The sequence below is a fragment of the Mesorhizobium sp. C277A genome (genome assembly GCF_040324395.1).
In the GTDB taxonomy this organism is placed as follows: domain Bacteria; phylum Pseudomonadota; class Alphaproteobacteria; order Rhizobiales; family Rhizobiaceae; genus Mesorhizobium.
This window is the reverse complement of record NZ_JAMYVW010000002.1, coordinates 3,095,821-3,108,172: the sequence shown is the minus strand read 5'-3', so window position 1 is coordinate 3,108,172 and position 12,352 is coordinate 3,095,821. Positions and strand designations below refer to the sequence as shown.

At 59.0% G+C, this 12,352-nt stretch carries 10 protein-coding genes and 1 pseudogene; 7 read left to right on the top strand and 4 right to left on the bottom strand.

Annotation, left to right across the window (positions count from 1 at the left end; all coding sequences use genetic code 11):
- Positions 1-144 precede the first annotated feature (144 nt).
- Positions 145-2,790: a DNA ligase D gene (ligD, locus tag NKK52_RS15400; RefSeq protein WP_023681154.1), complete on the top strand. Its 2,646-nt coding sequence runs from the start codon at positions 145-147 to the stop codon at positions 2,788-2,790.
- Here the strand turns inward: ligD and NKK52_RS15395 are convergent.
- Together NKK52_RS15395 and NKK52_RS15390 are read right to left on the bottom strand one after the other, a co-directional pair.
- A pseudogene (locus tag NKK52_RS15395) lies at positions 2,770-3,652 on the bottom strand (alpha/beta fold hydrolase). The gene ligD and the pseudogene NKK52_RS15395 sit on opposite strands and share 21 nt — an antisense overlap.
- A gap of 174 nt (positions 3,653-3,826) precedes the next feature.
- A complete protein-coding gene (locus tag NKK52_RS15390) occupies positions 3,827-4,297 on the bottom strand; it encodes a GFA family protein (protein ID WP_050588111.1) in 471 nt (156 codons plus the stop codon).
- A 190-nt stretch (positions 4,298-4,487) separates the two neighbouring features.
- Between NKK52_RS15390 and NKK52_RS15385 the strand changes: the two genes are divergently transcribed.
- From NKK52_RS15385 to NKK52_RS15370, 4 genes are all read left to right on the top strand, one after another.
- A complete protein-coding gene (locus NKK52_RS15385) occupies positions 4,488-4,712 on the top strand; it encodes a hypothetical protein (protein WP_023681156.1) in 225 nt (74 codons plus the stop codon).
- A gap of 290 nt (positions 4,713-5,002) precedes the next feature.
- Positions 5,003-6,496 (top strand): alpha,alpha-trehalose-phosphate synthase (UDP-forming), encoded by a 1,494-nt coding sequence (locus NKK52_RS15380; protein ID WP_023681157.1) that lies wholly within the window; start codon positions 5,003-5,005, stop codon positions 6,494-6,496.
- A gap of 244 nt (positions 6,497-6,740) precedes the next feature.
- Positions 6,741-6,905 carry a hypothetical protein gene (locus tag NKK52_RS15375; protein ID WP_023681158.1) on the top strand — a complete coding sequence of 55 codons (165 nt, stop codon included), beginning with the start codon at positions 6,741-6,743 and terminating at the stop codon, positions 6,903-6,905.
- 339 nt (positions 6,906-7,244) lie between these two features.
- Positions 7,245-7,508: a hypothetical protein gene (locus NKK52_RS15370; RefSeq protein ID WP_023681159.1), complete on the top strand. Its 264-nt coding sequence runs from the start codon at positions 7,245-7,247 to the stop codon at positions 7,506-7,508.
- 225 nt (positions 7,509-7,733) lie between these two features.
- Here the strand turns inward: NKK52_RS15370 and NKK52_RS15365 are convergent, their stop codons facing one another.
- A complete protein-coding gene (locus NKK52_RS15365; RefSeq protein ID WP_031197822.1) occupies positions 7,734-8,024 on the bottom strand; it encodes a hypothetical protein in 291 nt (96 codons plus the stop codon).
- A 2-nt stretch (positions 8,025-8,026) separates the two neighbouring features.
- Complete coding sequence (locus tag NKK52_RS15360) at positions 8,027-8,581, bottom strand: response regulator (RefSeq protein ID WP_050588792.1); 555 nt, start codon at positions 8,579-8,581, stop codon at positions 8,027-8,029.
- Positions 8,582-8,739: 158 nt separating this feature from the next.
- Between NKK52_RS15360 and NKK52_RS15355 the strand changes: the two genes are divergently transcribed.
- Both NKK52_RS15355 and NKK52_RS15350 read left to right on the top strand, forming a co-directional pair.
- Positions 8,740-11,853, top strand: coding sequence for a CheR family methyltransferase (locus NKK52_RS15355; protein ID WP_023681161.1), 3,114 nt, complete (start codon positions 8,740-8,742; stop codon positions 11,851-11,853).
- Complete coding sequence (locus tag NKK52_RS15350; RefSeq protein ID WP_023700039.1) at positions 11,850-12,266, top strand: response regulator; 417 nt, start codon at positions 11,850-11,852, stop codon at positions 12,264-12,266. The genes NKK52_RS15355 and NKK52_RS15350 overlap by 4 nt, the downstream gene beginning before the upstream one ends.
- Positions 12,267-12,352: the final 86 nt, after the last annotated feature.

The following is a 12,352-nucleotide window of genomic DNA, read 5'->3' as shown; positions in this document are numbered from 1 at the left end:
GTGTAATCTCCGTGAATGCCTACATTTGACGGCGATGCCACTCTGAAGCGGAAAAGCAGCATCGGCGCCGTCTCGGCTATGAACCGAACCAAATCTCACCCACTGCGTTGAGTTCGGCGTTGCGTCATTAGTCGGGGCACTTCCATGAAAACGGGCGAGCTTTCCACCTACCGGGCCAAAAGGGATTTCGCGAAGACGAAAGAGCCCAGCGGCGAAAGCTCGATTGCGGGTTCGAACCGACTCCGGTTCGTCATCCAAAAACACGCGGCCACGCGGCTGCACTATGATCTTCGCCTCGAGCTTGGCGGGGTCTTCAAATCATGGGCTGTGACCAAAGGTCCATCACTGGATCCTCACGACAAACGACTTGCCGTGGAGGTTGAGGATCACCCGCTGGAGTACGGCGACTTCGAAGGCACGATTCCCCAAGGACAATATGGTGGCGGCACGGTGCAGTTGTGGGATCGCGGATATTGGGAACCGGAAGGCGCCATGTCTCCCGAAAAGGCGTTGGAAAAAGGCGACCTGAAATTCACGCTGCAGGGCAAGCGCCTGCATGGAAGCTTCGTCCTCGTGCGCATGAAGCATGACCGCAATGGCGGGAAGCGGACCAACTGGCTGCTGATAAAACACCGCGACAAATACGCGACAGAGGGCAATGGCGATGCGGTGCTGGCTCAGGATCGATCCGTCGCCTCGGGTCGGAGCATGGAGAGGATTGCAGCGGGGAAGGGGGCAGGTCCGAAGCCGTTCATGATGAAAGGTTCATCGTTGGCCGATGCGGATGCCGTTTGGGACAGCAAGCGCGGCCATGCGGCCGACGAGCGCGCCGCCAGGTCGGCAAAGCCTGCTCCGCGGCCGAAGCGAGCCGGTCCTGCCTCAGCGGCGAAGATGCCCGACTTCATCCCACCACAGCTTTGCGCGACGCTCTCCCGGCCGCCGGCCGGGACGAACTGGGTTCACGAAATCAAGTTTGACGGTTATCGCGTCCAGTTGCGCGTGGAAGACAAGGACATCGCCCTTAAGACCCGCAAGGGTCTTGACTGGACGGAGAAATTTGGCGCCATCGCAAAGGAGGCCGCCAGCCTTCCCAATGTCATCATCGACGGCGAGATCGTAGCGCTTGGCGAGAACGGGGCGCCCGATTTTGCCGCACTGCAGGCAGCGCTGTCGGAGCGCCGGACGAAGGACCTGATCTACTTTGCCTTTGACCTGCTCTTCGCAAATGGCGTCGATCTGCGAAAGATGCCTCTCTCACAACGGAAGGAACGTCTGGGCGAGATGCTCGGCGAAGTCGATCGCGGCGCGCAAAATCTCATCCGCTATGTCGAGCACTTCAGCAATGGCGGCGACGCGGTGCTGCGTTCTGCCTGTCGCCTTTCGCTTGAGGGGATTGTCTCCAAGAGGGCCGATGCAACCTATGTTTCGGGGAGGACCGACACCTGGGCCAAATCGAAATGCCGCGCCGGGCATGAGGTGGTCATCGGCGGCTGGTCGACGACCAACGGCAAATTCCGGTCATTGCTCGTCGGCGTCAATCGCGGTGAACATTTCGCCTATATCGGCCGTGTGGGGACCGGATTCAGCGAGGCAAAGGTCAAGCAGCTGATGCCGAGGCTGCAGGAGATGAAAGCCGCGACGTCGCCGTTTACCGGCGATGGCGCACCGAAAAGGAATTCAACCGTCTTCTGGACGAAGCCGGAATTGGTCGCGGAAATCGAGTTCGCCGGCTGGACCGGGGGTGGCAATATCCGGCAGGCCGCCTTCAAAGGCCTGCGTGAAGACAAGCCCGCAAAAGACGTCGAGGCCGAGCGTCCAGCTGATCCTCAAGAGACGCCGATTGCCGACCCTGCCAAGGTGACTGGCAAGACAGGAAAAAGCCCGGTTGTCACGGGCGTCATCATTTCCAAGCCGGACAAGCCGCTTTGGCCGAATGCCGGCGACGGTCAGCCCGTCGACAAGCTCGATCTGGCAGAATATTTCGAGACCGTTGGCCCCTGGATGATCAGACATATTAAAGGTCGTCCCTGTTCACTCGTGCGCGCGCCGGATGGCTACGCCGGCGAGCAGTTTTTCCAGCGCCACGCAATGCCAGGCACATCCAATCTGCTGGAACTGGTAAAAGTCTTCGGCGATCACAAACCGTATCTGCAAATCGACCGCGTCGAGGGTCTGGCCGCGATCGCCCAGATAGGCGGCCTTGAGCTTCACCCCTGGAATTGCCAGCCGGGTCATCCCGAAATACCCGGCCGACTTGTCTTCGACCTTGACCCCGGTCCGGAAGTCCCTTTTGCGAAGGTGGTCGCGGCAGCCAAGGAAATGCGCGATCGTCTCGAAGATCTGGGCTTGGTGAGCTTCTGCAAAACCACGGGCGGCAAAGGCTTGCATGTCGTGACGCCATTGACGGCCCAACGCAGCAAGACGACATGGGTCGAGGCCAAGGCCTTCGCAAAGGCCGTCTGCATGCAGATGGCGGCAGACAGCCCCGATCTCTACCTCGTCAACATGGCCAAGAAGCTGCGGACATCCCGGATTTTTCTCGACTATCTCAGGAATGATCGCATGGCGACAGCCGTCGCCCCTCTCTCCCCTCGCGCGAGGGAAGGCGCGACTGTATCCATGCCGCTGACCTGGAGTCAGGTGAAGGCGGATCTCGATCCGAAAAAATACACCGTTCGCACGGTTCCGGGCCACCTCAAAAAGACCATCGCCTGGGCTGACTACGACGATGGCGAACGGTCGATCAGCAGTGCCATCAAACGGATTGGTTCAGCAAAGCTCGCCGCATGACGACGTCGGTTCGCGCAAGAACGCCATGACAGCTGCGGCTACCGCCTCGGCTGCTTCTTCGGCCATATGATGTCCGCTTTCGATCGGTTGGCCCTTCAGTTCGGTGGTCCAGGGTCGCCAAACATCGAGCACGTTGCCGTAGAGTGCCTCAAGGTCATCGCGGGCGGACCAGAGCGCCAAGGTCGGGCACGCGACCCGGCGACCAGCTTTCCTGTCGTCGGCATCGAGCAATTGGTCGATGGCCAGACCTGCCCGATAGTCTTCAAGCATTTCGTGCAACATTCGGATCGTGGATTGCGTCCTTGTAGTCGACATAGGCCTCAGCCCCCATGGACTCGGCTGAGCCGCCATACCACGCGTCAGGATCGGCCATGATTGCGCGTTCGGGCTTGTCCGGCTGTGCAAAAAAGAACCAGTGCCACCAGAGCTTCGCAAAGCGGGCGTCGCAGCGTTCGAGGGCTTCCAGGATAGGGACGCTATCCATAACGATCAGATGGCTGATCGCTGACGGGTGATCCATCGCTGCTCGGAACGCTGTGTAGCTGCCGCGGTCATGGCCTGCGATCGCAAACCGGCCAAAGCCGAGATGTCGCATGAGAGCGATGCAGTCCCTGGCTTTGGCACGCTTGGAGGATCCAGCATGGTCCACGGCGTCCGCCGGTACCGAGGACTGGCCAAAGCCCCTCAGATCGGGGCAGACAACTGTGTGGTCGGCGGCGAGAAGTGGGGCTACCCGGTGCCAGGTAACGTGCGTCCGAGGATGGCCATGCAGCAAAAGAAGCGGCGGGCCTGAACCTCCATACCTGACTCTCAGTGAGGACTCGGGCAGATCCACGGTCTCTAGCTTGAATCCTTCAAACATCCGCTTCTTTGTCGTCAGACTGTGAAAACAAGTCCCGCATGTCCATCTTCAACCCACCCCGGTGAAATTGGTTTCGGGCATTTGTCCGTTTGGACATTTCTCTCATTCCAATGGTTCGGCCGCCGTTCAGGATCCGCCAGCCCTGGCGCTGACGCCCGGATCCAACCTCCTGCCTCACCGGTCTCTGGGATTGCCCAGGGTGGGGTCGCGCGCTCGGGTGTAGCCCTCGACGCGAGGCAAACCGTCATCCATCCTGATAAACGGCAGTCGCATTTCCCAATAGGCTTGAGCTTGGGGATGGAACTTCTCGGGCGCGTCCATGAATCCGATCGAGATGTAGAACTCATTTGGCAAGCCTTCATCGGTGTACCCAATCGAGGTGCCACATTCCGAACAGAAGGAGCGCACGACCCCCCTGGTTTTCGAAAATGTTTTTGGTTTGGAGCCGAGCCAATCGACCTGATCTGGACGATAGCCAATCCAGATCGTCAGTGGGCTGCCGATCGCTCGTCGGCAGTCATCGTCATGGTCGAAACAAATCCAAAAGGGATCGCCACTGAATTCAGCTGTGATGGCTCCGCAAAAGCAATGCCCTCGATCAATCCGGGCCGGTTTTCTGATCGTCGTTCGGGGTTTGTCGTCCATGGTAATCTTCCGGCCAGCGTGGTGGCGTAACGCCGCGGACGGCAAGCAGTTCCTTTGGACGTCAGAGAGCCGCAGACGCGCAACCGGCGGGCTGCTGGTCAATATCATTTGAGGCAGATCAGGCCTTAATTTGTTGGGAACATTTTTTCAGGTCCGCACTTTGTTCGCCGTCTGACCAAAGGAGGCGACCTTGAAAACACGACGCGTCGACAGGGAAAAGATCGAGAGGGCGGATCGAGAAGCCAAGTTGCTGTTGGAAGCGGAGCGGCATGCCAGGGAAGCCAAGACGGCGCGGCTTAGAGAACAGCGACAGTTGTTGGAGGCATCGATAGCGCAGACCCCGCCCGCGCCCGTAGCCGCAAAGCAGCCGCCCCGCCAACGAAAGCCGACGCGCAAGGTAATCGAGGTGGACTGACGGTTTGGTCAGTTGGGGCTTTTGCCAAGGTGGGGAGTTGATATGACAGGGCAGGGGATCCGGCAGCATGAATACCAAAGCGGTAAGTCCGGCCGTCGCCAAAGCGGCTGCTCGGCGTGCTGGATCGGGGTCTCATCACCGGTGCGTCCGACGACGATCCTGCGAGAGCCGCTGAAAAGGCGCCGAGCGGGCCGAGAATGTGATCCAGCGAGTCCGGCTGGACACTTACGTCGGGAACAATCGCACGCGCGGACCGTTCCCCAAGCGATCTTCACGCTCAGGATTTGCTCTTGTTGCAGCGACCGGATGAAATTTTCAACGAGGCCTCGCAAACGGTTGGTGATCCCCTTGAGCGCGACGCCTTAGGTGGGGAGGCTGAGCTAACTGGCGATCGCGCCATCCCGCGTCGTCTGGTTGTCGTCTCGAACAGGCTGGGGAACATTCGCGATCTGTCGCAAGCCGGCGGACTTGCTGTAGGCATCGGGGATGCGTTGGCCGAGCGTGGAGGCCTGTGGCTAGGAGCAAGCGCCGAGTATCAGGACTACGCCGCGAGCGACGAACCGCTGATCCGCTTGGAACGGGTGGGAAAGATCGAGACGGCTGCGCTTACCCTGCCCTATGAGGAGTATTCGCTCTATTACAATGGCTATGCCAACAGCACGCTGTGGCCGCTTTTTCATTACCGACTCGACCTGGTGAACCACCGGGCAGAGTTTCTACACGCCTACCGGCAGATCAATGCGCGGTTCGCGAGGGCGCTCGCAGGACTGCTGTCGGGCAACGACGACCTGGTGTGGGTTCACGACTACCACCTTATCCCCTTGGCCGCCCAGTTGCGGCGGCTGGGAGTCCGGAATCGGATCGGTTTCTTTCTTCACATACCGTTCCCGCCGCCTGACCTGTTTGTAGCCACGCCCGACCATGAAGAACTCATCGATGATCTGCTTCAATATGACGTCGTGGGGTTCCAGACCGAAACGGACGTGGGGAATTTCCGGCGCTCAGTGCAGGCGGCCAACTCCACTACTTTTGATATCAATGGTTCGGCTGAGATGAACGGCCGCACGGTGTTATCGAGGTGTTTTCCGATAGGCATCGACGTCGATTCAATCGCACGCATGGCCAATGAGGCGGCGGAGGATGTGCAGATCGATTCCATGCGCCGCCAGATTCTGGGCCTCAAGCAAATCATCGGCGTCGATCGGCTGGACTACTCCAAGGGTCTCCCCGGCCGCATGCAGGCTTTCGCTCGTCTTTTGGAAAGGCATCCGGAACACGAGCGAGCGGCAACCTATTTGCAGATTGCGTCGCCGACGCGCGAGGAGGTCAGCGCCTATGCCGACATCCGGGCCCAGCTTGAAGCAACCGCCGGCGCGGTCAACGGAAGATACGCGGATTTGGCTTGGACCCCGATCCGCTACATCCACCGTGCCGTATCACGCTCTCGGCTTGCTGGCCTGTTGCGCGCTAGCCAGGTCGGATTGGTCACGCCCCTGCGTGACGGAATGAACCTCGTCGCCAAGGAATACATAGCCGCGCAGGACGAAGCCGATCCCGGAGTGCTGGTATTGTCGCGTTTTGCGGGTGCGGCCGAAGAACTTGCCGAATCCTTGATCGTGAACCCGTATGCGGTCGACGAGGTTGCTGACGCGATCGCAAAAGCGCTCGCGATGCCGCTTGAGGAAAGAATTGCAAGGCATAGTGCACTGCTCAAGCGCATCACGCGCAATGACGCAGCAGAATGGCGGCGGTCATTTCTCGCCACGCTCGCGGGCGAGAACTAGCGCCTGGCATCGATGCCTGAATCCGTCCGTGTGTCACGCGTCCCACGCGGCCATAGCCCGGCCCTAACCCGGCTGGCCGGAGCAGTTCGAAAGGCCTTGAAGCTGATCATGTATCTTGTCGTCCGCATCAAAACTTTTCGCTCATTGACGGAAGCGCGATAGCCCGCCTCAATCGGTGGACTATCGAAGGCTCCAGGGAACACACCGCCGGTCCGGTCGTTTGGGCTCTGATAGGAGATCTGCGATGACAAAGAACCCCACGCGAAAGGACAGAGATCTCTCTGAACAAGAGGCAATCAAGTTGGCCGAAGCCACCGACGTGTCACCCGGGCAGGCCAAAGAGCTTGCAGCCGAGCACGGCAAAGACGGCGCCAAGAAGGAAGCAAGAAATTACAAGGCGGAGGGCTGACTATGGCGGCCAGTGGATCCGCAAACGACAGAGACGCACGAGCCACCCTCTACGCACAAGGCGTAATGGAAGCCGAGCGCAAGGCGCGGGAAGAGAAAACGGCGCGATTGCGCAAAGCCCGTTTGGCGCACGAGGCGATCAATCCGCCTGCACCCGAGCGGAAACCGGCAGTGCCGAAAGCCCCAAAGCGGGCCGCCAAACCAGGCAGCCGAAAAGCTGGAGAAGATTAGCTTCAGCTTCTTCGGCTGTGCCGGCGGCACGCGTCGGGGAAGAGCAGACCGTGCGGTCGATCTGCACGATAAATTTGTACCTCGTCGAATGACACAAAGGAGTCCAGTGATGACGGAGCATGTGTCCCGGAAGGAAGAACAGCGTGGCACCCGAAATGTACTCGGGTGGGGCGTCGTCATTGCGGCTGTGATCTTCGTCGCCCTGCTAGCCTTCTTTGTGTTCATACCCCTTTCAGGCGGATCGTGGCAGACATCGCCAGTAAAGCGCACCCCGGAACAGAACCAAGGCGGTAATGCCCCCGCTGAGACATCACCCGCGCCCGGCGTTAAAAAGAACCCGCAAGAAAATACCGAGATGCCAGGGCAGCAGTGATCGACCTTGGGCTGCGACCCAAGTTGGCCCTGATCTTCCTGGTCGTCTCATCGGCGTCATGATGGGATCAGGGCCTTCTGGGCGCAGGAACCGCTGAGCTATTGAGACTGGGGTTTCGCCCACATCGAGCGCAGAAAGATTACCGCAGCAGCATCGGTCTGGCGAACGAGGCGATGACGCCATCGTGGAACTCGAGGCAAATCAAGATGCCTAGCTGCAGGCCGTTCAGTTGGGATTTTTCAGCTGCTTTGACAACAGCAGTTGCTGCTGCAGCTCAAGGGCGAGCTTCAACAGCCGTTCAGGTGTTTCCTCTTCCGCGATTTCGTCGAGCAGCGCTGCGAGTGCGTCGCCTTCAACAGGATCGCGGAATGAGTCAGGTTTGGTTTGCGGAGGTTTGGCCACGAGGATTTCTAGCAGGAATGCGGCCGTATTTGCAAGACGAAGCGAAGCGCTCTTGGGGAGGGGTACCGTAGCGGGGGCGGTCGACAGGGCGGCCTGCGGCAAACTATCGGACAATCTTAATTCATGATGCCAGACCTGTCGTTGCGGAGCACCTCCTCCATGAGTGTATTGAGCCATTCGCTCAAGGGAAGGTCATGCCGCGTCGACAACCGCTCCTCCAGCGCCGCCTTCAATGTGCGTTCCACGAGGCGATCGGCCGCCTGTGGGTCGCCCAGCAGCAGCCGCGCGGACAGCCTCAGTTTTGGAAGAGCGCGGAAGACATTGTCTTCACCAAGCGCTGTTGATTGCGCGGCGAGGATCCCGGCAACCGTCCTGAACCCGGCCGGCTTGGAGAGGTTTTGGGTGTACCGGAACCGCTCCGGCAGGGTGATCTGATCGTTTCCGGAGAAGAATACGAACGGGATGCCTCTGTCCGTCAGCTCATCGGCGAGGGGAAAAACAGTCTCACCGTTAAGATCGATGTCCAGCACCGCCCCGTCCGCTGAATCGATATATCGTCGAGCCCGGCTGACTGACGACACCGGCCCCAAAACGGTCGCCCCACAATCGCTGAAATAAGAGGCAAGTTCGCTTGCCAGCAAGAATTCGTCCTCGACGAGCAGAATTCGCATGCCTAATAACATAGCAGCCCTCCGGGCTTTAAACGGCGGTCGCGTCCATCGGTTCCGTGGCTATCGGCGGTGCGGGATGGGAATTCGACCAGGAACGGTTTACACATTGGATCGAAATCAGCGCTGCCGCGTTGCATTTCACTGAAGCAGGACAATTGATGCAAAAGCTGCCGAGGTTCCCCATAGTCGGTATTGGCGCCTCTGCGGGCGGCATTGCCGCCATGGAGGGATTTTTTCGCGGGATGCCGTCTTCGAGCGGGATGGCGTTCGTGATCGTCACGCATCTCAGCCCGGAACGGGAAAGTCTGCTGCACGAAGTGATTGCGCTTTACACCGGAATTCCGGTTCGTGTCGCTGAAGATGCAATGGATATCCATCCTGACACCGTCTATGTGATGCCGCACAACGCGATCCTCACCATCGAAAATTCCAGCCTAAAGCTGCGCCAACCGAATTCGGTGTCCAGGGAGCGCAAGCCCATCGATATCTTTTTCAGCGCGCTGGCCGAGGATCAGGGCGAATACGCCGTCGGCGTCGTCCTGTCGGGCGGCGATTCCGACGGTACGTTGGGCATCAAGGCAATCAAGGAGCATGGCGGCCTGACGCTGGCGCAACTCTCCGACGAGTCGGGTCCGAGCAATCCCGACATGCCGCGCAGCGCGATCAGTTCCGGTCTGATCGATATCGCCATCCCGGCCGATGAGATGGGTGCGAAACTCATGGAATTTGCCCACAGCTTTGAACTGCTCGACGAGCTTGAAGCTGACGATGGCAAGGCCAGTGCTTTGAAACTCCGCAAGGGCCAGGAAGAAATCTACGCGATCCTGCGCAGCCATTCGGGACATGATTTCTCGGGCTACAAGGCCAAGACGTTCTTGCGCCGCGTCAGGCGACGCATGCAAATAACACAGAACACCGCGATCGATGCCTATATAGAGTTGCTTCGTTCAAATGCGGAGGAAGTGCGGTCGCTGTTTCGCGACCTGCTGATCAACGTGACAAATTTCTTCCGCGATACGGACGCTTTCAAGACCCTGGAAGAAACCGTCATCCCCAAACTTTTCGAAGGCAAGGACGCCAACGATACGATCCGCGTCTGGGTGCCCGGCTGCGCAACCGGCGAGGAAGTCTTCTCGATCGGAATGCTGATGCGCGAGCATATGGATACACTTTCGGCTGTGCCGCGCATCCAGATTTTCGCCACGGACATCGATGACGCGGCGTTGGGCATCGCACGTTCGGCGCGCTATCCGGAGTCATTGCTTGCGGGCGTTTCGCCTGAACGTCGCGAACGCTTCTTCAGCAATGACGGCACAAGTTTCATCTTGAGCAAGAGCGTACGTGATCTCTGCATCTTCTCGGCGCACAGCGTCATCCGCGATCCACCCTTCTCGCGCATGGACATGGTGTCGTGCCGGAACCTGCTGATCTATTTCGGCCCCGATGTGCAAAAGCAGGTTATTCCGACCTTCCACTATTCGCTGAAGCCCGGCGGCTATCTGTTCCTTGGCACCTCCGAGAGCATAAGCCAGCATGCCGATCTGTTTGCACCGGTCGACAAGAAACAACGGATATTCAAGGCACGAGAACATACGGCGCCGCCGCGGCTGCCGATCTTGTTGAATGCTGCGCCTGCAAGCAACTTTTCCAGCGCCAATGACACACATGCCCGCCGCGGCTTGTCTTATTCCCTAAGGCAAACCGTTGAAGCGCAGGTTCTCGAACGCTTCGCTCCGGCTCACGTCGTCGTCAATGGTGATGGAGATGTCGTCTATTACTCGGTCCGAACCGGCAAATATCTCGAGCCGCCGCAAGGGGTGCCGAGCAGACAATTGCTCACAATGGCACGCAGCGGCCTGCGTCTGGAATTGCGCGGCGCTTTGCGGGAAGCCGCCGAGGGCCGGCGCACGGTTGTGCGCGAAGCGATAGCCATTGAAGAAGATGAAGATCGTGTCCAATTCGTCACATTGACGATCGAGCCCTTGACTGATCGCGGCAGCGGCGAGCCGCTGTTTCTCGTCCTGTTCGAGCCGGTGGGCCAGCCGCAGCCGCGGCTGGAAGCTCTAAAGGTTCGACAGCCGGTGGCATCTGGGATTGCTGATTTCGAACGCGAGCTCCGCGATACGCGCGAGCGCCTGCAATCGACGATCGAAGAATATGAGACCGCGTTGGAGGAGTTGAAATCTTCCAATGAGGAACTCGTCTCGGTCAACGAAGAAGCCCAGTCCTCCAATGAGGAGCTCGAGGCCTCCAAGGAAGAAATGCAGTCCCTCAATGAGGAATTGAACACCATCAATGCCGAACTGGTTTCCAAGATCGAGGATCTCGATCGTGCCAACAGCGATCTGAAGAACCTGTTCGAGAGCACACAGATCGCGACTGTTTTTCTCGATACCAAGCTGGTTATCCGCAGCTTCACGCCGGCGGCGTCTTCGTTCTTCAACTTGCTGCCGACCGACATCGGAAGACCGCTGACCGATCTTGCCAGCCGGCTCGATTATCCGCACCTGCGCGACCATATTGCCCAGGTTTTCAGGGCCGGCGAGATGATCGAGCACCAGCTGCCGCGCGATAGCAACGGCATCCACTATCTCGTGCGGCTGATCCCCTACCGCGACAGCGCGCGGAAAATCCAGGGCGTGGTGGTGACCTTTGTCGATGTGACGACCATGGCTGAAGCCGAAGCCCACCAGCGGGTATTGATCTCGGAACTCAACCATCGGGTCAAGAACATGCTGGCTGTTACGGTCAGCATTGCCAGTCAGACCCTGAAAAATGCTCCCTCTTCGGAGGCTTTCGCCGAAGCGCTCATCGGTCGCCTGCGCGCCATGGCGCGGGCCTACGGAGTGCTCTCGCGCGAAAGCTGGAAAGAGGTCTCGGTCGAGGAAATCGTGCGGCAGGAAGTCGAGCCGTTCGGGCTGGAACGCATCAACACCACAGGCGAGGACATTCGGCTCAAGCCTCAGCAGGGCCTGTCGCTTGGCATGGTGATCCATGAACTTGCCACGAATGCTGGAAAATATGGCGCCTTGTCCGTGCCAAACGGCGTGGTGTCCGTGACTTGGTCGGCGTCGGATCACGGTTTTCAGCTCGAATGGTTAGAAAGCGGCGGTCCCGCTGTCAGTCCGCCTGAGAAGACGGGATTTGGTCTTTCGCTGGTGAAGGGCGAAATTGAGTATCGGCTTGGCGGAAATTTTGAAACATCTTTCGGTTCCGATGGTTTGAGCTTGCGGATTGAGTTTCCGTTTGATCATCGGGAGAGCGAAACGTGACTGCATCTCGTATCCTTGTCGTCGAAGATGAATGGCTGGTCGCGGAGGAGCACCGCGCAATCCTGGAAGAGGCCGGCTTCGCCATCGCCGGGCCAGTGCCGTCCGTTGCTCGCGCGAAAAAGCTGATCGAGAGTGAAGTCATATCTGCTGCGGTCCTGGACATTGGTCTCGGCGGCGAGACCAGCGCTGCCCTTGTCCCTCTTCTAGCGCAACGCGGAATTCCGTTTGTTTTCGTCAGTGGGTACACGGCATCCGACATCCCGCAAGATTTGCGTCATCACAAGATGCTGTCAAAACCCGTGTGGGCTGCTGCGCTGGTCGAGGCCGTGCGAAATATGCTCGGTGTTCAACCGACAGCTTTGGCAAGACACCAGGACAGCGGAACGGTGCCAACCCAACGAGAAGCCCGGTAACTGCACAAAGACACTGGTTTTTCATCAGATATGCGACGACATTCGGGTCCAGGCCCGAGACGACGTCGCCGGCAAGTGCCTGCGAT

Coding starts and splice junctions, on each gene's coding strand:
- NKK52_RS15360 (WP_050588792.1), bottom strand. CDS start 8,581: ATGCGAATTCTGCTCGTCGAGGACGAATTCTTGCTGGCAAGCGAACTT.
- NKK52_RS15375 (WP_023681158.1), top strand. CDS start 6,741: ATGACAAAGAACCCCACGCGAAAGGACAGAGATCTCTCTGAACAAGAG.
- NKK52_RS15355 (WP_023681161.1), top strand. CDS start 8,740: ATGCAAAAGCTGCCGAGGTTCCCCATAGTCGGTATTGGCGCCTCTGCG.
- ligD (WP_023681154.1), top strand. CDS start 145: ATGAAAACGGGCGAGCTTTCCACCTACCGGGCCAAAAGGGATTTCGCG.
- NKK52_RS15370 (WP_023681159.1), top strand. CDS start 7,245: ATGACGGAGCATGTGTCCCGGAAGGAAGAACAGCGTGGCACCCGAAAT.
- NKK52_RS15390 (WP_050588111.1), bottom strand. CDS start 4,297: ATGGACGACAAACCCCGAACGACGATCAGAAAACCGGCCCGGATTGAT.